The sequence below is a fragment of the Paenibacillus sp. FSL K6-1566 genome (genome assembly GCF_038050475.1).
In the GTDB taxonomy this organism is placed as follows: Bacteria; Bacillota; Bacilli; order Paenibacillales; family Paenibacillaceae; genus Paenibacillus_AQ; species Paenibacillus_AQ lactis.
This window is the reverse complement of the sequence record NZ_JBBOSR010000001.1, coordinates 5,066,998-5,092,497: the sequence shown is the minus strand read 5'-3', so window position 1 is coordinate 5,092,497 and position 25,500 is coordinate 5,066,998. Positions and strand designations below refer to the sequence as shown.

26 protein-coding genes are annotated in these 25,500 nt (G+C 53.1%); 19 read left to right on the top strand and 7 right to left on the bottom strand.

Features of this window, described 5'->3' with window-relative positions; translation table 11 throughout:
* Nucleotides 1-186: 186 nt before the first annotated feature.
* The 6 genes from NST08_RS22565 to sufB all read left to right on the top strand — a co-directional run bounded on the left by NST08_RS22565 (nt 187) and on the right by sufB (nt 6,386).
* Entirely contained in the window at nt 187-663 is a 477-nt protein-coding gene (locus tag NST08_RS22565; protein ID WP_007127361.1) for a Dps family protein, read from the top strand.
* Between the two features lie 554 nt (nt 664-1,217).
* A complete protein-coding gene (sufC, locus tag NST08_RS22560) occupies nt 1,218-2,000 on the top strand; it encodes a Fe-S cluster assembly ATPase SufC (RefSeq protein ID WP_007127362.1) in 783 nt (260 codons plus the stop codon).
* A gap of 22 nt (nt 2,001-2,022) precedes the next feature.
* Nucleotides 2,023-3,327: a Fe-S cluster assembly protein SufD gene (sufD, locus tag NST08_RS22555; protein ID WP_144868274.1), complete on the top strand. Its 1,305-nt coding sequence runs from the start codon at nt 2,023-2,025 to the stop codon at nt 3,325-3,327.
* Nucleotides 3,324-4,544 carry a SufS family cysteine desulfurase gene (locus tag NST08_RS22550; RefSeq protein WP_144868272.1) on the top strand — a complete coding sequence of 407 codons (1,221 nt, stop codon included), beginning with the start codon at nt 3,324-3,326 and terminating at the stop codon, nt 4,542-4,544. Before sufD ends, NST08_RS22550 begins: the two co-directional genes overlap by 4 nt.
* Nucleotides 4,534-4,953: a Fe-S cluster assembly sulfur transfer protein SufU gene (sufU, locus tag NST08_RS22545; protein ID WP_007127365.1), complete on the top strand. Its 420-nt coding sequence runs from the start codon at nt 4,534-4,536 to the stop codon at nt 4,951-4,953. The genes NST08_RS22550 and sufU overlap by 11 nt, the downstream gene beginning before the upstream one ends.
* A gap of 35 nt (nt 4,954-4,988) precedes the next feature.
* Nucleotides 4,989-6,386 carry a Fe-S cluster assembly protein SufB gene (sufB, locus tag NST08_RS22540; RefSeq protein WP_007127366.1) on the top strand — a complete coding sequence of 466 codons (1,398 nt, stop codon included), beginning with the start codon at nt 4,989-4,991 and terminating at the stop codon, nt 6,384-6,386.
* 400 nt (nt 6,387-6,786) lie between these two features.
* Here sufB and NST08_RS22535 read toward each other — a convergent pair whose 3' ends face one another.
* Nucleotides 6,787-7,833 carry an HD-GYP domain-containing protein gene (locus NST08_RS22535; RefSeq protein ID WP_144868270.1) on the bottom strand — a complete coding sequence of 349 codons (1,047 nt, stop codon included), beginning with the start codon at nt 7,831-7,833 and terminating at the stop codon, nt 6,787-6,789.
* Between the two features lie 86 nt (nt 7,834-7,919).
* Entirely contained in the window at nt 7,920-8,657 is a 738-nt protein-coding gene (locus tag NST08_RS22530; protein ID WP_144868268.1) for a molybdenum cofactor biosynthesis protein, read from the bottom strand.
* Between the two features lie 113 nt (nt 8,658-8,770).
* On the opposite strand from NST08_RS22530, the gene NST08_RS22525 reads away from it, so the two are divergent.
* From NST08_RS22525 to NST08_RS22480, 10 genes are all read left to right on the top strand, one after another.
* On the top strand, nt 8,771-10,204 hold the full coding sequence (locus tag NST08_RS22525; protein ID WP_144868266.1) for a bifunctional metallophosphatase/5'-nucleotidase: 1,434 nt from the start codon (nt 8,771-8,773) through the stop codon (nt 10,202-10,204).
* Between the two features lie 74 nt (nt 10,205-10,278).
* Entirely contained in the window at nt 10,279-11,100 is an 822-nt protein-coding gene (locus tag NST08_RS22520) for an undecaprenyl-diphosphate phosphatase (RefSeq protein WP_028403853.1), read from the top strand.
* Nucleotides 11,101-11,215: 115 nt separating this feature from the next.
* The gene (locus NST08_RS22515; RefSeq protein WP_341342314.1) at nt 11,216-12,307 is read left to right on the top strand and encodes an HD-GYP domain-containing protein; all 1,092 of its coding nucleotides are present in this window, start codon (nt 11,216-11,218) and stop codon (nt 12,305-12,307) included.
* Nucleotides 12,308-12,332: 25 nt separating this feature from the next.
* Nucleotides 12,333-14,606, top strand: coding sequence for an MMPL family transporter (locus NST08_RS22510; RefSeq protein WP_340899591.1), 2,274 nt, complete (start codon nt 12,333-12,335; stop codon nt 14,604-14,606).
* Between the two features lie 138 nt (nt 14,607-14,744).
* Nucleotides 14,745-15,884: a radical SAM/CxCxxxxC motif protein YfkAB gene (gene yfkAB / locus NST08_RS22505; protein WP_007127373.1), complete on the top strand. Its 1,140-nt coding sequence runs from the start codon at nt 14,745-14,747 to the stop codon at nt 15,882-15,884.
* Nucleotides 15,885-15,908: 24 nt separating this feature from the next.
* Nucleotides 15,909-17,231, top strand: coding sequence for a hemolysin family protein (locus NST08_RS22500; RefSeq protein WP_028403857.1), 1,323 nt, complete (start codon nt 15,909-15,911; stop codon nt 17,229-17,231).
* A gap of 36 nt (nt 17,232-17,267) precedes the next feature.
* Complete coding sequence (gene ytvI / locus NST08_RS22495) at nt 17,268-18,299, top strand: sporulation integral membrane protein YtvI (protein ID WP_007127375.1); 1,032 nt, start codon at nt 17,268-17,270, stop codon at nt 18,297-18,299.
* Nucleotides 18,300-18,457: 158 nt separating this feature from the next.
* Complete coding sequence (locus tag NST08_RS22490) at nt 18,458-18,679, top strand: spore coat associated protein CotJA (RefSeq protein ID WP_007127376.1); 222 nt, start codon at nt 18,458-18,460, stop codon at nt 18,677-18,679.
* 6 nt (nt 18,680-18,685) lie between these two features.
* Nucleotides 18,686-18,961 (top strand): spore coat protein CotJB, encoded by a 276-nt coding sequence (locus tag NST08_RS22485; protein WP_007127377.1) that lies wholly within the window; start codon nt 18,686-18,688, stop codon nt 18,959-18,961.
* A 96-nt stretch (nt 18,962-19,057) separates the two neighbouring features.
* Complete coding sequence (locus NST08_RS22480; RefSeq protein ID WP_007127378.1) at nt 19,058-19,627, top strand: manganese catalase family protein; 570 nt, start codon at nt 19,058-19,060, stop codon at nt 19,625-19,627.
* A gap of 154 nt (nt 19,628-19,781) precedes the next feature.
* Here the strand turns inward: NST08_RS22480 and NST08_RS22475 are convergent, their stop codons facing one another.
* Both NST08_RS22475 and NST08_RS22470 read right to left on the bottom strand, forming a co-directional pair.
* Nucleotides 19,782-21,137, bottom strand: a complete 1,356-nt coding sequence (locus NST08_RS22475) for a sensor histidine kinase (RefSeq protein WP_028403858.1) — start codon at nt 21,135-21,137, stop codon at nt 19,782-19,784.
* Entirely contained in the window at nt 21,134-21,820 is a 687-nt protein-coding gene (locus NST08_RS22470; RefSeq protein ID WP_007127380.1) for a response regulator, read from the bottom strand. Before NST08_RS22470 ends, NST08_RS22475 begins: the two co-directional genes overlap by 4 nt.
* 183 nt (nt 21,821-22,003) lie before the next feature.
* Between NST08_RS22470 and NST08_RS22465 the strand changes: the two genes are divergently transcribed.
* Entirely contained in the window at nt 22,004-22,411 is a 408-nt protein-coding gene (locus NST08_RS22465; protein WP_341342313.1) for a DUF6220 domain-containing protein, read from the top strand.
* Nucleotides 22,408-22,611, top strand: coding sequence for a DUF5957 family protein (locus NST08_RS22460; RefSeq protein ID WP_144868260.1), 204 nt, complete (start codon nt 22,408-22,410; stop codon nt 22,609-22,611). Before NST08_RS22465 ends, NST08_RS22460 begins: the two co-directional genes overlap by 4 nt.
* Before the next feature lie 18 nt (nt 22,612-22,629).
* On the opposite strand, the gene NST08_RS22455 is transcribed toward NST08_RS22460, so the two are convergent.
* Entirely contained in the window at nt 22,630-22,917 is a 288-nt protein-coding gene (locus NST08_RS22455; protein WP_244869080.1) for a hypothetical protein, read from the bottom strand.
* 159 nt (nt 22,918-23,076) lie between these two features.
* On the opposite strand from NST08_RS22455, the gene NST08_RS22450 reads away from it, so the two are divergent.
* Nucleotides 23,077-23,763 (top strand): HAD family hydrolase, encoded by a 687-nt coding sequence (locus tag NST08_RS22450; protein ID WP_007127384.1) that lies wholly within the window; start codon nt 23,077-23,079, stop codon nt 23,761-23,763.
* A gap of 103 nt (nt 23,764-23,866) precedes the next feature.
* Here the strand turns inward: NST08_RS22450 and NST08_RS22445 are convergent, their stop codons facing one another.
* Nucleotides 23,867-24,982 carry a YheC/YheD family endospore coat-associated protein gene (locus tag NST08_RS22445; protein WP_144868258.1) on the bottom strand — a complete coding sequence of 372 codons (1,116 nt, stop codon included), beginning with the start codon at nt 24,980-24,982 and terminating at the stop codon, nt 23,867-23,869.
* Between the two features lie 24 nt (nt 24,983-25,006).
* Complete coding sequence (locus NST08_RS22440; protein ID WP_144868256.1) at nt 25,007-25,498, bottom strand: GNAT family N-acetyltransferase; 492 nt, start codon at nt 25,496-25,498, stop codon at nt 25,007-25,009.
* Between the last annotated feature and the right edge of the window lie 2 nt (nt 25,499-25,500).

Here is a 25,500-nt window from a genome sequence, read left to right as displayed (position 1 = left end):
TATGATTCGCATATCGGCTCAAGGGGTAAACTACAAATAGACGCCCAAGCGCAGATTTGTGCTCCTATATAATTGAAGGATTACGTGAAAGGCGGCATGCCTTGCAGCAGAAGGATGCCGACGGCTGACGGCCGTTCCTTTGCGTGTCACAGGGTGCATTATATATAGAAAAGGAAGGGATTAACCATGGCAAAAACATCGTCTAGCAAATCCGCAGGAAAAACGAAAAGCTCCTCGCTGGAGCAGCTGTTGAACCAGCAGGTTGCAAACTTTAACGTGCTCTATGTGAAGCTTCATAATTACCATTGGTACGTTACCGGGCAGCAGTTCTATTCCCTTCATGTGAAGTTTGAAGAACTGTATAATGAAATTACGCTGAAAATGGACGAGGTTGCAGAGCGGCTTCTTGCCCTCAAGGGCAAGCCGGCGGCAACCATGAAAGAATATCTGGACCTGGCAACCGTGCAGGAAGCATCCGGCAATGAGGATACGAAGGGCATGGTGCAGGCGCTGATCGAGGATTTTGCCACGGTTTCGGAAGAGCTTGCAGAAGGGATCGAAATGGCCGAGGAAGCAGGCGACGCCCCGACGGCGGATATGTTCACGGGCTTTAAGGCCGACCTTGAGAAGCATATGTGGATGCTGCGCTCTTTCTTGGGATAAAGAGGCTGTTTCATAGGATGAAGTTTAGTTCACCTGTTCTTCATGGCATAAAGAAGGATCGTATTCGATCGCCAATCGCATCACAAGCTTCATGCTGTTAGACTTGTACCGTCCGGCGACGAGCGTTTGTGAAAGCCGTCGCCGGGTGCTGTGGCGTTTAACGCATGCAGCATCTCGATGGCAGCTAGCCATGAACAGGGAACAACAAGCAGGTTTGACCGCCGATGGGTCAGGCCTGCTTTTTAATTGTTGATGGGAATTGCTGGTTATTGGTGCCCTTAGTTTCGGTTATGCTACAGGATAATCGGAGGTTATGACGATCAGGTGTTGTTTTGATGAAGGGGAAGTCTGCCGCTTAGCCGTAAAAGGCTTGTCCGGTTGAAATGCATCCTGTATTATTATAAAATGGCTTGAGAATCAGTGAGAATCAGTTTAGAATAATTATAAATAAATAATCACTTTTCTTTCTTGCTTCTTTTTATGAAATCAGGGCGTACAATCCTGTTATCATATAGGACCATAATACACTACCTATTCAACGGAGGGAATCTAATATGTCAACAAAGTTTGTCATTGAAGGATTGAAAGCACAAATCGAAGGGAAGGAAATTCTTAAGGGGATCAACCTTGAGATGAAAGGCGGCGAAGTTCACGCCATCATGGGACCTAACGGTACAGGTAAGAGTACCCTCGCTTCCGCTTTGATGGGTCACCCTAAATATGAAGTAACGGAAGGTACGGTTCTTCTGAACGATGAAGACCTGCTCGAGATGGAGGTTGACGAGCGTGCACGCGCCGGATTGTTCCTCGCCATGCAGTATCCAAGCGAAATTGCCGGAGTAACGAACTCCGACTTCCTGCGCAGCTCCATCAATGCACGCCGAGGCGAAGGCAATGAAATCTCGCTGATCAAGTTTATCCGTCAGATGGAAGGCAAGATGAAGGAGCTTGAGATGAACCCAGAGTTCGCTCACCGCTACTTGAACGAAGGCTTCTCCGGCGGCGAGAAGAAGCGTAATGAAATCCTGCAAATGATGATGCTCGAGCCGAAAATTGTCGTGCTTGACGAAATCGACTCCGGTCTCGATATCGATGCTTTGAGAATCGTGGCAAACGGCGTGAACGCCATGAAATCGGAAGAGCGCGGTTTCTTGATTATTACCCACTATCAGCGCTTGCTTAACTATATTACTCCTGATTACGTACACGTTATGATGCAAGGACGCATCGTGAAATCCGGCGGCCCTGAGCTGGCCGAGAAGCTGGAAGCCGAAGGTTACGACTGGATCAAGGAAGAGCTGGGAATTACCGATGAAACTGTAGGTCAAGACGCGTAAATTGACGGGAGGAGGAAACGATATGACTACACAAACCATTCTTCCGGTCAACGCTGAGGCTTTGAAGGCATTGTCCGAAAGTAAACAGGAACCGGCCTGGCTGACAGAGAGCCGTCTGGCTTCTCTGGAACTGGCCGGCCAGTTGGAATTGCCAAAGCTGGAGAAGCAGCGCATCGAGCGCTGGAACATCCAAAGCTATGGCGAATATAAAGAAAGCAGCAAGCTAGCTTCCTTTGAAGAATTGCCAGAGCATGTTGCGAAGCTTGTCGAAGGCTCCCGTGAGGGCGGCTTGATCATTCAGCGCAACTCCGGCACGGTCCATGTAAGCCTCGCTCCTGAGCTTGCAGCGAAAGGCGTGATTTTCACCGATCTGCAAACCGCGGTTAAAGAGCACGAGGATCTGGTGAAGCCTTACCTGCATCAAGCGGTTAAGCGGGATGAACACGCAATGGCGGCTTTGCATGCGGCGGTGTGGAACGGCGGGGTATTCCTGTATGTACCGAAAAATGTCGAAGTTGACGTTCCAATGCAGGCGGTGCTGCTGGCAGACGACGCCGGTGCAACCTTTGCTCCGCATATTCTCGTCGTTGCCGAAGCGAACAGCATGGTAACTTATGTCGATAACTACGTGTCCGATGCGTTGAACGCTTCTGTGACCCATAACGGAGCGGTGGAAGTGTTCGTTAAGAACGGCGCCAAGGTCCGCTATGCATCAGTGCATCAGCTGGCTGCTGAAGCAACGGACGTCACGTATCGCCGCGCGGTCGTCGAGAACGACGGCTCCATCGAATGGATTGTCGGAGAGATGAACGACGGGGATACGGCAAGCGATACGATGAGCGTTCTTAAGGGCAACGGTTCGACATCCGATGCGAAGGTCATCGCGGTCGGCTCCGGCTCCCAGAAGATCAATTACACCACCCAAGCGAAGCATTTCGGCAAGAGCTCGGCGTCCCAGATGATTACCCGCGCGGTCATGCGCGAAGAAGCGCAAGCGATCATTAACGGGATTACGAAGATCGAGAAGGGTGCAACGAAGGCTGACGGTCAGCAAACCGAACGGGTGCTGATGCTTAGCCCGAAAGCGCGCGGCGACGCCAACCCGATTCTGCTCATCGATGAGGATGACGTAACTGCAGGTCATGCTGCATCCGTCGGTCAAGTGAACCAGGAGCAGATTTACTACCTCATGTCCCGCGGAATTTCACGCACGGTGGCGGAATCGCTCATCATTTACGGTTTCCTCGCTCCGGTCGTCAGCGAAATCCCGCTGGAGGGACTTCGTGACCAGCTGCAGGGGCTCGTTGAAAGGAAGCTGGGACAATGATTGCCCGGATTCGAGAGCAATTTCCCATCCTCCATCAGGAGATCAACGGACATCCGCTGGTCTATCTCGACAATGCGGCGACTTCACAGAAGCCGAAGGTCGTAATAGACGCCGTCAAGCGGTATTATGAATGGGAGAACTCCAACGTCCACCGCGGGGTTCACACGCTCGGCAGCCGTGCGACGGACGCCTATGAAGGAGCACGGGAGAAGGTCGCCCGTTTCATTAATGCCGAAAGCTCCGAGCAAATTATTTTCACGCGCGGCACGACGACGGCGCTGAACCTGGTTGCCTCGTCTTATGCACGCTCCGTATGCGGTCCCGGCGATGAAATCGTCCTGACCGAAATGGAGCATCACAGCAATCTCATTCCGTGGCAGCAGGTGGCCATCGCCACCGGCGCTACGCTGAAATATATTCCGCTGCAGCCTGACGGCACGATTCGCGTCGAGGATGTCGAGGCGTTGGTCACAGACCGTACGAAGCTGGTAGCGATCGCTTATGTCTCCAATGTCATGGGCGTGATCCATCCTGTGAAGCAAATAGCCGAAATCGCTCACCGTCACGGTGCCGTCATCGTTGTAGACGGTGCGCAGAGCACTCCGCACATGAAGGTGGATGTTCAGGATATAGGCTGCGATTTCTATGCCTTGTCCGGACACAAGATGTGTGCTCCAACCGGCATCGGGGCGCTCTACGGCAAGAAGGCGCTGCTGGAGGCAATGGAGCCGATCGAGTTTGGCGGCGAAATGATCAACGATGTCGGCTTGTATGAGTCGACGTGGAAGGAGCTCCCTTGGAAGTTTGAAGGGGGAACGCCGATCATTGCCGGGGCTGTCGGTCTTGGCGCAGCCATCGATTTCCTTCAGGAGATCGGCATGGATGCCATCGAGCAGCATGAAGAGAAGCTCGCTGCTTATGCGATGAATCGTTTGTCCGAGCTTGAGGGCGTGACGATTTACGGCCCGCGCGAGCGCAAGGTCGGGATCGTTACCTTTAATCTCGGCGATATTCATCCGCATGATGTGGCAACCGTTCTTGATGCGCAGGGCATCGCGATCCGGGCAGGCCATCACTGCTGTCAACCGCTGATGCGCTGGCTGAAAGTATCTTCTACGGCACGCGCAAGCTTTTATCTGTATAATACAGAAGAGGACGTTGATCGGTTAGTTAGCGCCTTAATCCAGACAAAGGAGTATTTTGGCGATGCAACTTGATGATTTATACAGACGTGTCATCATGGATCATTATAAAAATCCCCGCAACCGCGGAAAGTTCGAGGACGACGCGGTAACGGTCGATTTGAACAACCCGACGTGCGGAGACCGAATCTCCTTGCAGCTGAAAGTTGAGAACGGGGTCGTGGCTGATGCCAAATATACGGGGGAAGGCTGCTCCATCAGCATGTCTTCCGCCTCGATGATGACGGACGCCGTAAAAGGCAAATCGCTCGAAGAGGCGCTGAGCCTGGCGGACCGGTTCTCCTCCCTCATGCAGGGCGAGGACGTTGAATTCGAAGAGTACGAGGATATTGAAGCCCTATCCGGTGTTAACAAGTTTCCTGCCCGCATTAAGTGTGCAACACTCGCGTGGAACGCACTCCGAAAAGGAATAGACGCGAAGTAAGCGAATGACAATAGATCGATAGGGAGGTAAGTCAAATGGCTAAAAAGGCACCCGAATTAGAAGAGTATAAATATGGTTTCCGTGACGAGCACAAAGCCGTTTTTCAAACCGGTAAAGGATTGACCCGCGAGGTCGTTACGGAAATTTCCAAGATTAAGAATGAGCCTGAATGGATGCTGGAGTTCCGCCTGAAGGCACTGGAGCAGTTCGAGAAAATGCCGATGCCGCGTTGGGGCGGCGATCTCGACGAGCTGGATTTCAACGACATCCAGTACTATGTCAGACCGTCCGAGAAGCAAGGGAAGACTTGGGAGGAGGTTCCAGCCGAAATTAAGGAAACCTTCGACAAGCTCGGGATCCCGGAAGCGGAGCAGAAGTTCCTTGCAGGCGTATCGGCACAGTACGAATCCGAAGTGGTGTACCACAACATGCAGAAGGACCTTGAAGATCAAGGGGTAATCTTCATGGATACGGATACCGCTCTGAAAGAGCATCCGGAAATCTTTAAAGAATACTTCGCAACGGTCGTTCCTCCGGCTGATAATAAATTTGCCGCGCTGAACAGTGCGGTATGGTCCGGCGGAAGCTTCATCTATGTTCCGAAAGGCGTGCAGTGCGAAATTCCGCTGCAGGCATACTTCCGTATCAACTCCGAGAACATGGGTCAGTTCGAGCGTACGCTGATCATCGCCGACGAAGGCAGCTTCGTGCATTACGTCGAAGGCTGTACGGCTCCGATCTACAGCACGAACTCGCTTCATAGCGCGGTTGTCGAGATTATCTGCAAGAAGGATGCACGTGTTCGCTACACGACGATCCAGAACTGGGCGCCGAACATCTACAACCTGGTGACCAAGCGTGCGGTTGCGGAAGAGAATGCAACGATGGAATGGGTCGACGGCAACATCGGCTCCAAGCTGACCATGAAATACCCTGCCGTTGTCTTGAAAGGACGCGGCGCCAAAGGCATGGTGCTGTCCATCGCGGTTGCAGGCAAAGGCCAGCACCAGGATGCAGGTGCGAAGATGCTTCACTTGGCTCCGGACACCACTTCAACGATCGTATCGAAATCGATCAGTAAGCACGGCGGTAAAGTAACCTACCGCGGTCTGGCATCGTTCGGCCGCAACGCCGAAGGCGCGAAGGCGAATATCAAGTGCGATACGCTGATTCTCGATAATGAGTCGACATCCGATACGATTCCATACAACGAGATCAAGAACGACAACATTACGCTGGAGCATGAGGCGACTGTATCCAAGGTATCCGAGGATCAGCTGTTCTACCTTATGAGCCGCGGTCTTACCGAGGACGAAGCTACTCAGATGATCGTTATGGGCTTCATTGAGCCGTTCACGAAAGAACTGCCAATGGAGTATGCGGTCGAAATGAACCGCCTCATCAAGTTCGAAATGGAAGGCTCCATCGGTTAATAACTTCCAAGCAGGATTAGAATATAGGCTGACATCGAAGAATGGGCTGCCCGCGAGATCACAGATCTTGGGCAGCCCATCTTTCTGTTATTGCGAGGTTTCGCTGAGGCAAATATTTCTCATTTCGCGGTGGTTTCGAGTTTTTTCAGACATTGAATGTGCATCGTCGCTACTCGGACAATAAGCCTTACAAAAGAGCGGGGCTTCTCCAGAAATGCAAACCTACCAACATTCGAATAAACTGCGAGCTTGTTCCGTATATAACCGGGGAAGCCTGTGGGACGGCTTGCTTTACGATGTATTGGCGGTAATCTGTTCTACAAATAAATTCCCCGGACGATTGCTGTTTCAATCGCAGGGGAATTTTCGTTTATGTAAATACGTAAGGCATGAGTTCATTTTAGAGCAAGATCTCCTGGATCTCGGTATCCGGTTCCTTGGACAGATCAATAAAGCGCTCTCCGGCTTGAACGAGGGGACGGAAGTAGTCCGACTGGTTATTCGCAACGATGATGCCTGATTCGCCGGTTGTCAGGACGACTTTTTTACCGATGAAATATGGAAGCATCTGCCGGATGAACGCATGAGTCGCCTTCCCGTTCAGCTTGCCGAAGCTGAGGCCGTAGAGCTCCCGCAGAACGGTCAGCAGCTGCTGCTTGGATTGATACACCCGGTTGGTCGTCATGGCGCTGTAGACATCGGCGACTGCGCAAATCTGCGCGTAGGGGTGGATCTGATCCTCGCCGATCGCTTTCGGATATCCGGAGCCGTCGCCCCGTTCATGATGCTGGAGGGCCACGGTTGCAGTGATTTTGTCCTGCGTTGATTCATAGATCATTTCGTAGCCGTAAATGGTGTGCAGCTTGACTTGCTCATATTCGTCCGGTGTCAGCTTGCCGGGTTTATCGAGTATTTCCCGGGGGATTCGGCACTTTCCGATATCATGGAGGAAGCCGGCTTTGCCGATGTCATACGCTTCCTGCTCAGAATAGCCCATCCATTCGGCGATATAATAGGACAGCATTCCAACTTGAATGGAGTGGCGGTAGGTGTAATCATCCTTGCCATTAAACAGAAGCAGGAGAGAAACCACGTCCTTCTGTTCGCTGAGCGAGTCGACGAGCGGATGAAAGGTGTCGTCGACGACGGATTCATTAAACTTTCCCGTCATTGCCGCTTCCTCGAACATGGATCTGCACCCGTCGAACGCGAGATTGAACTGCGGTTGAACCTGTCGGAACGATTCCGAGATATCGGATAGCAGCTCGATGGATTCTGCAAGCTGGCGGGGGGAAATATCGATATAATCGATGCCGTGCTGAAGGAGCTTGGATATGTCCTCCATGCGCAGAATCGTTCCTTTGCGAAGAACATGAACGCCGTTACTGTTGAATGCATCTTGTTGGATGTGATCGCCGGGTCTCAGGTCCGTGACATGTACTCTCAAATCATTGCACCTCTTGCCCTTATATAAATGAAAAGTTAAGACCATCTTAGCAAGAAAATTATGGTTTTACAATGATTGAATAAGTCTTATAGCCTAGCAGTCGGGTCCCATGGGCCAGTTTGCGGGCCTTTCCATTCGGAGCCGTCATCCCAGATTTCCTTTTTCCAGATCGGGACGGTTCGCTTCAGCTGCTCGATGGCATACCTGCTTGCTTCATAGCAGTCGTTTCGATGAGGCGAAGAGACGGCAATGACCACGCTGGTTTCACCAATATCGACTGTGCCAATGCGGTGGGAAATCGCGCATAAGGTGCCAGGCCACTGATTGGAAATGTCTCGACAAATTTGCTGCAATTCTTTTAGCGCCATGGGGATATAGGCATCATACTCTAGCGTAACCGTTCGTTGCTCTCCGGTCATCTCCCGGGTCGTGCCGATAAAAGAGAGCGTTGCGCCATGGTTGGCATCATGGACCTTCGCCACGGTCTCCTCGACCGAGAGCTTCTCGGACGTGATCAGACAAGTTCCATCGGGGGACTGAGCGCTTCTGCAGCGCTGCTCCCCGGCACCGTCTCCGCCGGATACAGGCGGAATCAGAGCAACCTCATCCCCTGACTGAATAAGCTGATCCTCCAACGCATATTCTTGATTGATTGCTACGAACGAAACCGCGATCTGCTGTGCGGCGTCCGGGTAAGCGTCGCTAAGCTTGTGCTTTAATTCTCCGGCTGTAATCGGAAGGGCGGGTACGGAAAACGCAAGCGAAGCGGAACCGATTCGATCGGCCAGCCCCGCGAATAATAGGATCGGAATAGTCGTCGACATTTTGCATCACCTCATAATTCTTCTGGGCTACAATATACCATATTCCTCGTCAAAATGTTATGCTTGAAAGACCGGAAAATCACGTGATACGAACATGGGAGGAGGCCGCCTGAATGCTGAAGAAGAGCCATGACCAGAAGCTTACAATCCTGTATACAAATGATATACATAGTCATTTTGAAATGATGAGTAGCGCGGCGGCTATTATTTCCCGGGAAAGAACGGCCGCGCAAGGCCCTGTGCTGGTGCTTGATATAGGCGACCATATGGACAGAGCCGCTGTCGAGACGGAAGGCTCGATGGGACAGGCGAACGTGGATATTATGAATTTGACAGGATACGACGCAATTACCATCGGCAACAATGAAGGGCTTACCTTTCCGGCGGATGTGCTGGAACATCTATACGCCGGTCTTCAATGTCCCGTCGTCTGCTGCAATATCCGCGAGACCACGAGTGGTGCCCCCCCACGCTGGATGAAGCCGAGCATCGTCGTTGAGAAGGAAGGCATCCGGGTGGGAATCACCGGTGCGACGGCTGCTTTCGCGGGGTTTTATCAGCTGCTGGGCTGGGAGGCTTCCGACCCGGATCAAGCGATCGCAGAGCAGGTACGGCTGCTGTCGGATCAATGCGATCTCGTCATTGTACTGTCGCACCTCGGTTTAACGACGGATAAACGATTGGCGGAAAACATTGAAGGCATTGATATTATATTGGGCGGTCATACCCATCATGTGCTTGAGAACCCGCTTGTCATCGGTGGCACCGTCATATGCGGTGCCGGAAAATTCGGGAATTATGTCGGTCGGCTAGTCATGGAGCGGAGCAGTGAGAATGATCGATTTATGAGCAGGGAAGGGCTGCTGCTTTCCGTGGATCAAGCGCTGATTGAGCCGATTGTCGAGCAGGCGATTATGCGGCATCATGAACTGGCCGAGCAGCGGCTGCAGGAACAGGTAGCGGTCATTGACCGCAAGCTTCCGATCCATTACGAAGAGGAATCGCCATTTGCGAATCTGCTCGCCCAGGCGGTGCTGCACCATACGGGAGCCGAGTTTGCCATCGTTAATTCCGGGCAGCTGCTCGGACCGCTTCCGAAGGGTGAAATCAGCGCCGGCATGCTGCACAGTCTGTGCCCGTCCCCGATCAATCCCTGCGTCGTAACTCTGCGTGGAGAGCATATTTATCAGGCGCTGGAAGAGAGCCTGCTTCTGGAGTTTAACAACAAGAAGATTACGGGGTTCGGATTTCGCGGTTATATATTGGGCTGTTTGGCAGTGGACGGACTACAGGTTCATTATGATCCATCGGGATTGCCTTACCATAAAATCACAAGCATTACGCTGGGCGGACAGCCGCTCGAGCGTACACGGGAATACAGGGTAGGCACGCTGGACATGTTCACGTTCAAGATCGGCTATGAAACACTGGCTCTTGGTACGGACACGGCTTATATGCTTCCGGAATTTATCCGGGATTTGCTTAGAGAAGAGCTGTCAAGACCCGGATCGCTTGACGAGACGCTTGTTCCCCGCTGGATATCCTGAACATCTCCTTCGACTAACTTCCTTTGGCCGAGCATACATATGAGGAGGACAAAGGTTAAAGGAAGGGGATGGACATGGATTTTCTTACATCCATCATATTGGGAATTGTAGAGGGCTTCACCGAATTCATCCCGGTATCCTCTACGGGGCATATGATTTTAACGGCAAAGATGCTCGGATATGACGATCAGACGCCCATCATGAAGACGTTCGAGGTGGTCATCCAATTGGGAGCCATATTGGCGATCGCGATCGTCTACTGGAACCGTATCCTTACACTGCTTGGATGGAGCCGCAGCGAGCCGATTGCCAAGGCAGCGCCGAAGAGACTGAATCTGATCCACGTATTGTTGGGGATTGCCCCGGCGCTGCTTGTTGCCTATTTCGCAAGAGATTTCATCAAAAGCCTGTTCCATGCGCAGACCGTTTTGTTTGCGCTTGTCGCAGGGGGCATTTTTATGATTTTCGCGGAGTGGTACAATAAACATAAAGCTCGATTGACCGCTGAAAATGTGGATGATATGACGTACAAGCAGGCGTTTTTGATCGGTTTGTATCAGATTATATCCGTATTGTGGCCGGGGTTTTCCAGGTCGGGCTCCACCATCGCCGGAGGCATGATCAGCGGTGTCAGCTACAAGGCTTCGGCTGACTTTTCGTTTCTGATTGCAATTCCGATTATGTGTGCCGCGTCCGGCTATGAGCTGCTGGATTCTTACCGAAACTTTACGTCGGACACGATCGGCGTATTTATTGCAGGTTTTATTGTTTCGTTTGTTGTCGCTTATTTTGTTGTCTTGGCCTTTATGAAGCTTATACAGAAGATCCGGCTTACGCATTTTGCGATTTACCGTTTTGTTCTGGCTGCCGTATTCTGGCTGTTTATTATGCACTAATATACAGAATGAAGAACTGGTTAAGCCTGAACCATCCGGTTTTTACGTACAGCACCCTGTAAAGGCCAGGCGCATAAATCCCATACGTGTGACGAATAGCAGAGGAAGTGACGGATTGCGTCTAATACCTATTGATGCGTTGAAGCCGGGAATGATAATTGGTAAAAAAATATATAACAGTGACGGTCTGGTGCTGCTGTCCGAAGGTGTGGAGTTGACGGATCGCCTGATCCGCCGTCTTGGCGGGCTGGAGATCAGTTATGTGTATATCCAGGATGCGATGACAGAGGATATCGTAGTACAGGAGCTGCTGTCGGAAGAAACACGGCTCAGGGCCATTCAGTCAATCCGGAGCAATTTCAAAAAATTGGAGAGTCGTCGGGATCTGGGAGGAAGCTTTCACCATCTGGGAAAGGCCTTTTCCGGCGTCATGGAAGCGATCATGGATGAACTGTCGGAGCACGAGGAATGCATGGTGCTGCTGACCGATATGAACACCAATGATTACAATTTGTATCGCCATTCATTAAACGTATGCTTGTATACGACGGTACTGGGCTTATCCTTCGGTTACAGCCGTGAGGAGCTCCGGGTGCTGAGTCTCGGGGCACTCCTCCATGATATAGGCAAGACCAGAATATCCCAGTCGCTGCTGCAGCGGCCGGGACGTCTGAGTTTGGAGGAGTTTCGCGAAGTACAGAGACATACGGAGCTCGGTTATCAGATTCTAAAGAACGAGCCCAACATTCCGCTAATGGCAGCGCACTGCGCGCTCTCCCACCATGAACGCCTGGACGGCAGCGGCTACCCCCGCGGGTTGAAGGGACCGGAAATTCACGATTATGCCAAGTGGGTTGCAATCGCCGATTCCTATGATGCCATGACGACACAGCGGGTATACAAGCCCGCGCTGCTGCCGCATCATGCGGCAGAAGTGATGTATACCGGGTCGGGGACGCTGTATGAACAGAAATTTCTCGAAGTGTTCCGGGATCGGGTCGCGATATACCCACCCGGGATCACCGTGAAGCTCCACACAGGGGAGAGCGGGGTTGTCTCCAAGGTTCATCCCCATGTACCGCACCGTCCGGTCGTTCGGGTGCTAACGGATGCAGAAGGGGTGCCGCTAGCCGCGCCTTATGAAGTGGATTTGTCCAAAACACTGGCCGTCATGATTGCCGGTATCGGACAAGCTAACGTGGACTGATTATTGTTAACTAGGAGGTAGACTCGTGAGACAGGATAGCCACCCGACACCGCTGTATAGATGGGGGCAGCAGATTTACCGCTGCCGTAAAGCCATTGTTCTTGCCTGGTTGGCCTTGTTTTGCGTGCTGCTTCCGTTTGCGCTCAAGCTCCCTTCCATACTGGAGCATAACGGTTTTACGCCGAAGGACAGCCCTTCACAGGTCGGGCTCGAGAAGCTTGAAGAGGGGCTCGGACTGTCTGCGGCGTCCCTCGATATTGTAGTGGTAAGCAGGACGAAAGAGAATTTGACGGCCGGGACGGCGCAGAAGCGAATTTTGGAGGAGCTGGCGCCGCTGCGGTCACTTCCGTATGTTAGGGATATCTATATGAATACGTCCTCACGCCAAACCGGCGAGGACCATATCGTTGCGGTGAAGGTGCTTCTGAATCTGGACGCGTCGGAAGCGCTCCGGCGATTTGGGGAGATCCGCAGTAACGTGCCCGACATTGTCGGTGCAGACGCTTATATTACCGGGAATACCGCCGTATTCGCCGATATGAATGAGGCCGTGAAGAGCGATATTATCCGGGCGGAAATCATCGGCATTCCTGCTGCGCTGCTAATCCTTCTAGTGGTCTTTGGCACATGGACGGCTGCAGTTCTCCCGCTGATCGCCGGGCTGGTGAGCGTCGCGACCACGATGGGAGCTTTGTATTTCCTGGCGCTGGCGGACGGGTCGATCAGCAATTTTCTGCCGAATGCCGTTACGATGCTGGGATTGGCCGTGGGCATTGATTATGCATTGCTTATTGTTAGCCGTTTCAAGGAAGAGCTCAGGAACGGGGACGTGGAGAAGGCCCTGGCGATTACCTGCGCGACAGCCGGAAAAGCGGTGATGTTCTCCGGGGGAGCCGTTCTGATCGGATTTGCGGCGATGAGCTTTATTGATCTGCCGATTTTCCGCTCCTTCAGCATCGGAGGCATTACGGTCGTGGTCGTATCGGTTCTTGCCGGTAATACGCTCCTGCCGGCGCTGCTCGGTATTCTGGGAGAACGAATCCACGCCCTGCCCCTCCTTCCGAAAAGATATAGATCGCGCCGTGAAGTTGTCCTTCCGTCCGGGTTCTGGCGAAATGTCTCCCGATTTGTGATGGCACATCCTGTCATCATCTCCGTAGCTGTTATCGCGCTGCTGTTGGCAGCCATTTATCCGGTAAGAAACATGAATATCGCCATTCCGGCTGCCGAGGTGCTGCCGCCGAAATATGAATCCCGATACGGCAATGATTTAATGACGCGCGCATACGATGTACGCGAGTTGAACTCCATTGTGGTTGCAGCTGAGCTTCCGGCCGCCTATGACGATCCCCAAAGCATCCGCGCGTTAAAGGCTTATACGGACGAAGTGCGGATGATGCCTGGTGTTAAACAGGTTGACAGCTATCTGAGCATCGGCCGGGGATCGGAAGAGAAAGTGGCGAAATATTTGTCCCGTGCGGATATCCGGGAGCAGCTGGAGCAGTACCGGCTGGTTCGTGATAAGATGGCGGTTGTAGCCGTAGTCCCGGAATACGGGGAGGCGCATGCATTGACGGCTCAGCTTGTCCGGGATCTGAGAATGATGGATACGCCGGGTCTGGTGACGCATGTTACCGGAAGCCCGGCTTATAAGCTTGATATTATGAACAAGATGCAGGAACACATTGTGCTTGTGCTGGGCTTTGTATTTGCCGTGACGTATGTGATTCTGCTGATCGCATTTCGCTCCGTGCTGCTCCCTCTTAAGGCGAGCCTGATGAATATGCTCAGCCTTGGGGCAGGGCTTGGGGTCGTGGTGTGGGTGTTCCAGGAGGGAATCGGTGCGGATTGGCTCGGGGTATCTTACACGGGAACGATTTTCGCCCTGCTGCCGATTCTGATCTTTTGCGTAGTCTTCGGCATCTCCATGGATTACGAGGTCATGATGATCTCCCGCATTATGGAGAATTATGAGCGCACGGGGGATAACGAATACAGCACAGCCGAAGGTCTTGAGAGCACGGGAGGATTGATTACGAGCGCGGCCCTGATTCTTGCCGTGGTCGTGGGCGCATTTATTTTTACGGACAATGAAGTTATGAAAGCGATCGGGCTCGGGCTGACGGTTGCGGTGCTTCTGGACGCGACCATCATTCGGGTGCTGCTCGTACCGGCGTTTATGAAGCTGCTCGGGAAGGCCAACTGGTGGAGCCCGCGTTGGCTGCTGCCGAGGAGGATGGCAGTAACGACTGCGGAGGACCCGCTGGAGCCGGGGCCGGAACAGAAACCAGCCCAATAACGATACAGGTACATGCAGAGACCTTCTATACAGATATGCTATAATCATATAATGAACCATGAACTGTCAGCCGTCCGGGTACATAAAGACGTTGTATCTGATTGAACCGGTAATTCAAAGAAATAAGGTGAGTAAACCATGAGTAATACAGCACAGCCAACACCACCGGCCCTAAGGCCGATTTCGCCGAGTTATGATCCGTGGGATCCCATTACATCCTTGCGTCAGCATGGCAAGCATGTGCTGACCAGCGTGGAAATGACCGTAACCCATCTATGCAATATGCGGTGCGAGCACTGTGCCGTGGGGGATATGCTGGTGATGAAGGAAGCGCCGATGCTGCCGCTCGATATGATGCTAAAGCGGCTGGATGAGGTGGAGCATCTGCAGACGATCAGCCTGACAGGCGGCGAACCGGCTTTTCTTGGCAAAACGGTGGATGATGTGATCGTGCCGCTCCTTAAATATGCGAGAGAACGGGGGATCCGAACGCAGATCAACTCCAATCTGACGCTGGATATCAGCAGATATGAAAAAATGCTGCCCTATCTGGATGTCATGCATATCTCCTTCAACTACTTAAACGGAGATGATTTCTACGAGGTCGGTTTTGCAAACAGCGCTCGTCCGGTCTCCAAGGAGACAGCATATCGTATGTATGATACGATGCTTCTTAATTCGGAGAAGCTGAGTGATGCGGGGATGTATATATCCGCCGAATCGATGATTAACTATCGAACCCATCAGAAGCTGGGCGGAATTCACAAGCTGATCAAGGAGATGGGCTGCAAGCGGCATGAGGTGCATCCGATGTATGCTTCGAATTTTGCATCCTCGCTCCCGGTCTTGTCGCTGGCCGATACGAAGGCAGCCATACACGGCTTGCTGGACGCGCGCGATCCCGACATTTGGATGCTGTTCGGAACGCTGCCGTTCTTTGCTTGCAGCTCGGATGAGGATGATCAGGCATTGCTTCGACGTCTCCGCACGGAGCGCAATGTTACGGTCCGGAACGATCCGGACGGGCGCAACCGGGTAAACGTGAATTTATTCTCAGGTGACGTATACGTGACGGATTTTGCTGATATTCCGGCTTTTGGTAATATTAAAGGACAGAGGCTTGATGACATCTTTGAAGCATGGTCGACGGGGCACCCGCTGAATCAGACCGTAAACTGCCATTGCGATGCGGTAAGCTGCTGCGGGCCGAACCTGCTGGTGGCGGACATGTATTACCGGGGTGTCGACTTCAAGTCCAGAAAAGCAAAGACTAACTAGAATCCGGAAAGAAGGCGTATCATCATGACAGAGGGATTTGAGGTCGGGAAACTGATTTTGAATTTGCTCTTGGTATTACTGCTAGTACTGCTGAACGGCGTGTTCGTGGCTGCCGAGTTTTCATTGGTCAAAATGCGGCAGTCGCGGCTAACCCAGCTCGTAAGCGAAGGGAACAGGCTTGCCGGCTTTGCGCTAAAGGTCAATCAGAAGCTGGACGCCTATCTGTCGGCTACGCAGCTGGGGATCACGCTCACCTCGCTGGGTCTCGGATGGATCGGAGAGCCTGCGATATCGGAGCTTCTTGTCGCCCCGATCATGCACAGCATAGGGTTTACGGATGAACGAGTCATCACCACGATCTCGGTTGCGGTCGGCTTCTGCATCATCACGTTCCTGCATATTGTATTAGGGGAGCTTGCGCCGAAATCGCTGGCCATTCAGAAAACCGAGGGCACTGCGCTGATTCTGTCGGCGCCGCTGCTCTGGTTTTACCGGATCTTTTTGCCCGTGATCTGGGTGCTTAATGCATCGGCGAACCGCATCTTGAAGCTGGTCGGAATCGAGCCTGCCAGCGAGGCGGAGGCTGCGCACTCGGAAGAAGAGATCCGCATCCTGATGAACGAGAGCGCGAAGAGCGGCGTTATCGACCAGAATGAAATGCAGCTGATGGACAACCTGTTCGATTTCTCCGATTTGAAGGCCCGTGAAATCATGCTGCCAAGAACCGACATGATCTGTCTGTTCACGAATTACTCCCTAGAAGAGAATCTGCGAATTATCACCGAGACGAAACATTCCCGCTATCCGGTCGCAACCGACAACAAGGACCGCATTATCGGATTCGTCCACATTACCGATCTTCTGCTGGCCGAGCCTGACAAGCAGCGCAATCTTGCGGCGCTGGTCCGACCGATTATGGACGTTTCCGAGTCGATGGAGATCAGCCAGGTTCTGCGCCAAATGCAAGCCAGACACGAGCAGATGGCCCTTGTCGTGGATGAATACGGAGGAACGGCAGGGATTCTGACCGCCGAGAAGATTCTTGAGGAGATCGTCGGGGACTTGTATGATGAGTTTGAGGACGAGCGCCCGGAAGTGGAAGTGCATGACCATTATATCTCCGTAGATGGACGCATGCTTATTGAGGACGTGAATGATTTGACGGGGCTCTCGATTGAAGAGCAGAATATCGACTCCATCGGCGGTTGGCTGTTCAACGAGCTGGAAGGCAACCCCGTCGTAGGGAGGAAAGCAACGTTTGACGGCGTTGTGTTTGAAGTCGAGGAGTCTACCCGTCTGCGCGTAACCCGAGTCATTATTCATCAGAAGCCGGAGGGCAGTCTCTGATAGCACGGCTAGATTCTATGGATTAGGAAGTGGACTATGTCGATTAAGCAGCTGATATTTATCGCGCTGGGGCTCTTGTTGTTGTACGGTATGTTTACGGTGGGAGCGCCGTTTTTATTGGCGATCGTCATTGCGATTTCCCTGGAGCCGCTCAATCGGCTCCTGATCAATCGGCTTCGATTCAAGCGCCTGGCTGCAGTGACGGTGACAAGCACGCTGTTCCTGCTGCTCCTGCTTGCACTCGCGTATTTGATCGGAGTGCAGGTGTTCAGCCAGCTCGTCGAGTATTGGAGCCGGGCACCGCAATATTTTGAAAGTGCGAACGAGTTTTTGCAGCATACGATTATTCAAGCACAGGACGCGTTAAACGGCATTTCGCCAGGGCTGGCGGACAGCCTGACACAGTTTATGTCGAATATTTCATCTTATGTCCAGTCGCTGGTCAACTCGGTATCTTCGGCCTTTTTGTCCTTCGCCAAGTCCTTGCCGAATCTGTTTGTCACGTCCATCGTATTTTTTGTCGCTGTGTATATGTTCGCCTACAGCCTGGACACGATGCGCGAAAAAGTACTGTCTCTGTTTGACGAGTCGTCCCAGTCGCAGGTGAATGAAGTGCTGCTCAGCTTGAAAAAATCCATTTTCGGATTTTTAAGGGCACAGCTTATCCTCAGCTTGTTCACATATGTCATTACATTGCTCGGACTATTGGTGCTGGGGATCAATTACCCGCTCGCCATTGCGCTCCTGGTTACGATTGTCGATATCCTTCCGATTCTCGGCGTCGGCTCCGTCTTGGTGCCGTGGTCGATCTACCAGCTTGTCGTGGGGGATATCTTTACGGGAGTCGGCCTTATCCTTCTATTTATCCTGATTACGGTCATTCGCCGGGTACTGGAGCCGAAGGTGATCGGGGATGCCGTGGGCATCGGCGCATTGCCTGCGCTGATCAGCATGTATGTCGGCTTTAAGCTGGTCGGCGTGATCGGGTTCTTTATCGGCCCGCTCGTTATCATTATTTACGCCGCTATGCGCAAGGCCGGCTTGTTCCAAATTAAAATCAAGTTTTGACACAGCTGCACCAATAGACAACCCTTTTCGCGGTAATTTTTCGCGGGAAGGGTTTTTTTGTCATTTTGAAGTTCATTTTCTGGGCGATTGACATATGTTAATTACGAAGAACCCTATAAGAAGAACCGCTACCGTAAATAGAGAAGGAGGTATCCCCTTTGAAGGCAAATCCAGAGGAGCGTGTATATTCCGTATTCCATTCCCCGTTTGATCCTTGCCCCCCCAAACCGTACAGAACGTATGTCGTGCCGGTCAATCAATTTATTGTCTTTCAACCGCCGGGCCTGCCGCAGTTCAGTCCGGCCGAGGCGTTAAGGCATGGAACGCTGTGGCCCGCACTGTACAGTCCGTACACATCACGTAAATTTAAAGGAGAGTGAAAGGCCGTGACTGATGGAAGACCTCAGGCCGGAGATCCGAAGTACTACGAATTGCTGGAGCAGCTGCAGGCATTGGACTTTGTCCTTGTCGAGCTGAACCTGTACCTAGACACCCATCCTGATGATCTTAAAAGCATTGAACAGTTCAATAAGCTGACACAGGAGCGAACGATCCTCGCGAAGCATTTCCAGGAGTTGTACGGACCACTCCAGAATTTTGGCCGTGCTTACTCCAAATATCCGTTCGAATGGGCTCAAGGGCCATGGCCTTGGCAGGTGTAGGAGGGTATACCAACGGGCTGCAGCCGATGGTGTGCCGATTGTTGCATGCAGCCCGTAGAAACGCGTAGAGCTAATGAAGGAGGCGTAAAAGAGTCCATGTGGGTATATGAGAAGAAGCTTCAATATCCGGTGCGGGTAAGTAAATGCGATCCGAGAATGGCGAAATTTCTGATCGAACAGTACGGAGGAGCGGACGGAGAGCTTGCAGCGGCGCTGCGTTATCTCAATCAGCGTTATACCATCCCGGATAAGGTGATCGGCTTGCTCAACGATATCGGGACGGAGGAATTTGCCCATCTGGAGATGATTGCCGCGATGGTGTTCAAGCTGACGAAGGATGCGACCGTGGAGGAGCTTGAGGCGGCAGGTCTCGGCGCACACTATGCGAATCATGACAATGCACTGTACTATGAGAACGCAGCCGGGGTTCCTTGGACCGCAAGCTATATTCAGGCCAAGGGTGATCCGATCGCCGATTTGTATGAGGATATTGCGGCGGAAGAGAAAGCGCGCGCTACATATCAGTGGCTCATCGATATGACAGATGATGTGGATTTGCAGGACAGTCTTAAATTTTTGCGTGAGCGCGAAATTATCCACTCGATCCGGTTCCGTGAAGCGGTGGAAATCATTAAGGATGACCGAGCGACCAAGAAAATCTTCTGAGGATAGGGCTGCATGCAGGGTATGAACAGAACGCAAAAGACAGGCCGGAGGGCAAATATGCCCCTCATGCAGCCTGTCTTTGTCATGTGCATAGCGTTAGCGGTATTTTCTTAGACGATGGCACCAGTCTCAAAGCCCAACTGAATCAATCCGGTCAGCTGGCCGGGTGGAGATAGGGCAAGCTGACTTTGAATGTCGTCCCGCGTCCGAGCCGGCTCTCCACCTCGATAGCCCCGCCATGGGAGTCAACCAGCTCCTTGGCGATTGCAAGCCCCAGCCCCATGCCGCCCTGGTGACGGGCGCGCGCTTGGTCGGTACGGTAGAAGCGATTAAAGAGATACGGAAGATGTTCCTCGTCAATCCCCGGGCCCGAATCCCGGATATCGATACGAAGCCGCTTCGAGTCCTCGTCTTCATGAAGCGAAACGTAGATGTCCCCGCCTTCCGGCGTGTACCGGATCGCGTTGATCAGAAGATTCAGAAATACTTGGGTGATCCGGTTCGGATCGACCGGAACCGTCGTATTGGCCGTAGTGCTCGTGAATCGTACAACCAAAGCCTTGTCCTCGGTTTCGGGCGAGATCCGTTCGATAAGCCGCTGCAGCAGCTTGGTCATATCACAAGGCTTCACGTCCAACGGGAGCTTGCCTGCCTCCGCAAGGGACAGCTGATGCAGATCACCTACCAGCCGGGTCAGTCGAATCAACTCGTCTTGAACCGGAAGCAGGCCTGTAGGCTCGATCGGTTGTCCGGACTGCTGCAGAAGATCGAGCTTGCCGCGGACGATGGTCAGCGGGGTGCGAAGCTCATGGGCGACATCCGCAACCAAATTGCGGCGGACAACCTCGGCCTGCTTCAGCTTGGAGGACATGCCGTTAAAGGCAAGCGCCACCTTTCCGTATTCATCCTTCGAGACAACCGGAGCCTGGATGCCGTATTCGCCTTGGCCCAGGCGGTCAATGAACGGGATCAGCGCCCGAAGCGGCGACGTCAGCCTTCTGGATATCCAATAGGCTGCACCGAGTGACAGCAGCACGAACAAGAGCGCGCCGCCTCCCAGCAAAATCGCGATGGAGGTCGGCGTACCGATCCGCAGCTTGGTCAGATTGGCCACATCCGTATCATAGTAATAGAGCTTCCCGATGAGCTTTCCGTCGGCCGTAAGCTCCCGCATGACGCCCAGGTTCCGGATCAGTTTTGGCTGGGCTGTCCCTTGGTGCAGCAGTAAGGTTTGGTCCGGCGATACGAGCAGAATGCTTTCCTGGTGACCGGTTTTCCGCACGGGCTCCTGCGCGCTTGCCTCGGTCTCTACACCGGCGAAGCTCCCCCCGTTCTCTGTATAGTAACGTGTCAGGCTCTCCGATATTTCCAAGAGCTCCTCCTTGCGGGAATGCTGCAGCATCACGTCCATGGAGTCGCGTATTACGATATAGGTCAGCATAACGAATACCGCGCTCATCCCTACGATGAACGAAGCAATGACGAAGAAGATTTTACGTCCTGCGCTCATGGCTGCTCAAACCGATAGCCGAATCCGTATACGGTTTTAATATAGACGGGGGCTGCCGGGTCATCCTCGATCTTTTTACGAATCCGGCTGATATGGGCATCCGCGGTTCGCTCGTCATTGTAGATGTCATCTTCACCTGCCGCTTGCAGCAGCTGCAGTCTGCTGTATACGACCTCCGGCCTTGCAGCGAGGGTAAGCAATATTTTGAACTCGGTCGGCGTCAGTTGCAGCTCCCTTCCGCCCTTCCACACGCGGCACGAGGATTCCGAGATTGTGAGCTCTCCCCGTACCAGCTTGTCTTCATGCACCATGTCCTGCTGATCCATTCGGCGCAGCACCGATCGAATTCTGGCCGCAAGCTCCCGTAAGGAAAACGGCTTCGTCACATAATCGTCTGCGCCGACCTCCAGCCCGATCAATTTATCCGTCTCCTCGATCCGGGCCGTCACCATAATAATACCGACCCGGCTCGTTTTTCGAAGCTCCCGGCATACCTCGATCCCGCTCATTTCCGGCAGCATCCAGTCGAGGATGACCAGGGACGGCTTAAACTGCTTGGCTTTGTCAAGCGCTTCTTTCCCGGAGGCAGCCGTTATAATCCGAAATCCCTCCTGACGGAGGAAGGGCTCCATAAACTCGATAACCTTGCGTTCGTCATCCACGAGCAGCAGCGTGTGCGACATTGTGCGTTTCCCCTCCTATGTTGGGCCAATGGTAGGCGTAACCTTGATTTTCCCCCATTATATACGGTTTCCAGCCGACTTTGGAAAATTTCACGCAACCCGCAAAGGATCGTCACAGGTTCGCAACATGACGGTGATAGGATGATGGCATGAATCATACCGATGATCAAGAAAAGGAGCAGGATGATGAAGGAAAAAGTGGTTTCAAAGGGAAGGGAGACCTTCTTTGGCGGGACGTTCGTCGGATTGGCCTGGCTGCTTACGGTCTGTATCGCGGTTCAAACCTTGCTTGCAGGTCTGGCGCTGTTTCGTGATGGATCGATGTGGAGAAGCCATGTCATGTTTGTTCATATCTTTGAGATCGTGCCGCTGCTCATGCTGATCGCCGGATTCGCGGGGAGCATGGCGGCTCGTTACAAGTGGAGCTCGCTGGCGCTGCTTTTGCTCGTTTTCGCACAGTATTTCACGGCCAATGTTCCGGCAGCAGGGGCATTGCACCCTGTCATGGCGATCTTCATGTTCTGGCTTTCGGTAGAGACGGCTCGCGCTGCCAGACGAAGCCTGCGAAGGGGGAAGGAGACCGGGGCATGAGAGGCTTTCCGCTTCTAATCATGGCCTTGGCTTGCGGGTTTGCAGGAGGTGCCGCATTGAATCATATGATTGCGATTGCCGGCCGCCTGCTCTTCGAAAGCGATATGCACCTGCCTCGAGGTCTGGGCTTTCTGCCGATGATTACATCGATTCTGTGTGCAGTCACCGTCATGGTCTGGCAGCCGGGCAGGAAGAAATGAATCGGCAAACGAAGGGGGTCATCCCTCTACAGCAAGCGACACCCATACCAGCAAAGCATACACCAGCAGAGGGAGTGCGATCCCTGCAGTCATCAGGAGCCAGATGAACGGGGTTCGAACCATCTCGCCTACAACCTGCAGAGGACTGCGGATATAACGTTCTTTGCGAAGACGGCTGATCATCTTCTTCAAGATGGCGGCCTGTTCGTCTTGTTCGTAGCGGCTAAGCTCCTTCAGCAGCTCCGATTCCAGATTGTGAATGTGCTGGGTCTGGGAAGATTCGTTCTGCAAGGACATCTTCTTCATCCTTTCGTTATTCCTCTATAGGTTATAACCACAACAAGTCCTTTGTAGTTACGATTTTTTTATGCCGTGCGCAAGAAATGTCGTTTGCAGTTGAGAATGCCTTCCTTTATGATGAGGGGAGACAGAGACAAATCATAGGAGTGAAAGGAAGGACCAGACTTGGAAAAAACCGCAACGTTGATCAAACCGGAAGCGATGATTTTCGACATGGACGGAACCCTGTTCCAAACGGAGACGCTTTTGCTGCCCGCCTATCACAAGCTGTTCGACATTTTGCGTGAAGAGGGCCATTACGAAGGCGAAACGCCGGATGAGGAGCTCATGCTTAGCTGCCTGGGGATGCTCCTTCCGGATATTTGGAAGAAAGTCCTGCCAAGCGGTACGCCGGAGGCTCACCGGAGGGCGGACGAGCTGCTGCTTCAGCTGGAGCTTGAAGGCTTGGAGAATGAGGCCGCGGTTCTGTACCCTGGCGTTAAGGAAACGCTGGAGGAGCTGCACCGCCGCGGCGTCCGGCTGTTCGTGGCCAGCAACGGACTGGAGCATTATGTGAAAGGCATTGCCGAAGCAAGAGGAATCATGCCGCTTTTTGAAGGAATATACAGTGCAGGCGAGCATCAAACATCGACGAAGGTCGACCTTGTTAAACTGCTGCTCGATCAGCATGACATCGGACATGCTTGGATGGTCGGCGACCGTTCATCCGATGTTGAGGCAGGCAAGGAGAACGGACAGACGGTCATCGGCTGCCACTATGCCGGATTCGGAGCGGATCAGGAGCTAAAGGGAGCGGATGTTGTCATCCATTCGTTCTCACAGCTGCTCCGTCTGCACGATCAGGCGGAGTAAGACGGACGATGAATCGAAACAAAAAGGCTGTTTCCAAGAGGGTCTTCTTGGACAACAGCCTTTTTGCCGTTCTGCTATTGCTCAATGTCCGCATGATATCCGGTTAAGCATTCTTTGCCGACTTTCTGTGGTTGTATACATACAGCGCATATTCAAGCGGTCTCAAGATGGATACGCGGTAAGCTTCGAGATCTCCGACCTGCGAGAACACTTCCCGGGAAGGCTTCGGGTTGACCTCGATCAGAAGGACTCTGCCCGATTTATCGACCGCCAAGTCGAGGGCGATCTCGCACAGTCCCCCATACTGACCGTCGAGAAATTGCGCGATGTCCACTCCCAGCTGACCGGCATCCTCCCGGACCTTGAGCCGTTTGGCCGGATCCGAGATCCACTTCTCCAGCAGCTCCTCCATCATGGCGGCACGGCCGCCGCCGTGCAGATTGGAGGTTACGCTTTTTGGCGGCCCGACGCGCCCGACGCAGCCGGTCACTTCCCACTGGCCGGATCCGTTTTTCTGAACGAGCATCCGGTAGTCATGCACCCGGCCGTCCGGGAGCTCCAGATGGAGTCCCTCCTGAACCAGGTATCGGTCCTTCACGCCCCAGCCTGACAAGTATTGGCCAAGAAAACCTGAGGGCATCCGCTTCGGCTTGATGATGGTGCGGTTGGCGTTACGGCCGCGGACTTCATAGGTGCCGGGGACCCCGGGAATGCGGGAAATCTTCAGTATGCCGCGTCCGCCGGTGCCGTTGATCGGTTTAAAATAGACCGTATCATGCTCCTTCAGCATTCGGTGGACGTCATTCACGCTCTGTACGATCCGCGTATCCGGCAGATGCGGGCGGAAACGCTTCTTCGTATATAAAATCTGATGAATGGTCCATTTGTTCCGAAGGGGCCGATTGAGAAACAGCAGATGCCTGTAGCGCGCGCGGAACCGCAGCAGCTGCTGGAAGCGGGCGCTTTTTTGAATACGGCATCGGTCGAAGATCATATGCGGAAACGGCCGCCATCTGCGGCCCCACCTGCGGGATGTTGGATCATATTCCATGGCGTTGATCAAGCCTTGCGCCGAATTGACGTCCGCGGGGGTGAACACAAATAGATCGAGCCCGAGCGATTTCCCTTCCTTGATCATATGCTCGTAGATATGCCGCTCTTCCAGTCTTTTTCGGTCATCGAGGTAAAGCGTCATGATTCCTAAGACAGGTTTGGACACAAAAATTCACCTTCTTGAATAGATTCAGACATCACAGCGAAAGGAACTTGAGGGAGCGCCCATGACTCCGTTCAAAACCAGCGTAGGCTTGCCGGTGGGGCCGAGTTCGATTTCAGTCGCTTGGAGCCCTGCCTGAAAGCATATTTTGAGGCTTGCGATATGGTCGGCGGCCACCTTGCAGCGAAGCCGCCCGAGCCGGCTCAGCTGAGAGCGGATCAGGGAAGAACCGATTCCTCTGCTTCGGTAGAGCGGATGAACGGCAATCAGACAGGCGCTCTCCCCGTAATCCTCTGCATAACACATCCCAATCGGAATGCTGCCCACATCGCCGCGAACGGTGGCGGCGATGATGGAGGTGCCGGGCTTCTTCAATTGTTCGTAGGTCAGCGAGCTGAGGCGCTGAACGCCGGTGAGGGTTAAACGCTTATTGCCGTATCGCCGGAAAAAGTCCCGGCACTGCTGCCGGACATACGGCCATTCATCCGGGCGCGAGAGTGAGAGCTGCGTGATCTCCACAT

Excerpts from the sequence above, each read along its gene's own strand:
- NST08_RS22475 (WP_028403858.1), bottom strand. The coding sequence starts at position 21,137 with ATGAGCGCAGGACGTAAAATCTTCTTCGTCATTGCTTCGTTCATCGTA.
- yfkAB (WP_007127373.1), top strand. The coding sequence starts at position 14,745 with ATGAGTAATACAGCACAGCCAACACCACCGGCCCTAAGGCCGATTTCG.
- sufU (WP_007127365.1), top strand. The coding sequence starts at position 4,534 with ATGCAACTTGATGATTTATACAGACGTGTCATCATGGATCATTATAAA.
- NST08_RS22530 (WP_144868268.1), bottom strand. The coding sequence starts at position 8,657 with ATGTCGACGACTATTCCGATCCTATTATTCGCGGGGCTGGCCGATCGA.
- sufB (WP_007127366.1), top strand. The coding sequence starts at position 4,989 with ATGGCTAAAAAGGCACCCGAATTAGAAGAGTATAAATATGGTTTCCGT.
- NST08_RS22480 (WP_007127378.1), top strand. The coding sequence starts at position 19,058 with ATGTGGGTATATGAGAAGAAGCTTCAATATCCGGTGCGGGTAAGTAAA.
- NST08_RS22465 (WP_341342313.1), top strand. The coding sequence starts at position 22,004 with ATGATGAAGGAAAAAGTGGTTTCAAAGGGAAGGGAGACCTTCTTTGGC.
- ytvI (WP_007127375.1), top strand. The coding sequence starts at position 17,268 with ATGTCGATTAAGCAGCTGATATTTATCGCGCTGGGGCTCTTGTTGTTG.
- NST08_RS22455 (WP_244869080.1), bottom strand. The coding sequence starts at position 22,917 with ATGAAGAAGATGTCCTTGCAGAACGAATCTTCCCAGACCCAGCACATT.
- sufD (WP_144868274.1), top strand. The coding sequence starts at position 2,023 with ATGACTACACAAACCATTCTTCCGGTCAACGCTGAGGCTTTGAAGGCA.
- NST08_RS22525 (WP_144868266.1), top strand. The coding sequence starts at position 8,771 with ATGCTGAAGAAGAGCCATGACCAGAAGCTTACAATCCTGTATACAAAT.
- NST08_RS22500 (WP_028403857.1), top strand. The coding sequence starts at position 15,909 with ATGACAGAGGGATTTGAGGTCGGGAAACTGATTTTGAATTTGCTCTTG.
- NST08_RS22520 (WP_028403853.1), top strand. The coding sequence starts at position 10,279 with ATGGATTTTCTTACATCCATCATATTGGGAATTGTAGAGGGCTTCACC.
- NST08_RS22460 (WP_144868260.1), top strand. The coding sequence starts at position 22,408 with ATGAGAGGCTTTCCGCTTCTAATCATGGCCTTGGCTTGCGGGTTTGCA.
- NST08_RS22470 (WP_007127380.1), bottom strand. The coding sequence starts at position 21,820 with ATGTCGCACACGCTGCTGCTCGTGGATGACGAACGCAAGGTTATCGAG.
- NST08_RS22565 (WP_007127361.1), top strand. The coding sequence starts at position 187 with ATGGCAAAAACATCGTCTAGCAAATCCGCAGGAAAAACGAAAAGCTCC.
- sufC (WP_007127362.1), top strand. The coding sequence starts at position 1,218 with ATGTCAACAAAGTTTGTCATTGAAGGATTGAAAGCACAAATCGAAGGG.
- NST08_RS22550 (WP_144868272.1), top strand. The coding sequence starts at position 3,324 with ATGATTGCCCGGATTCGAGAGCAATTTCCCATCCTCCATCAGGAGATC.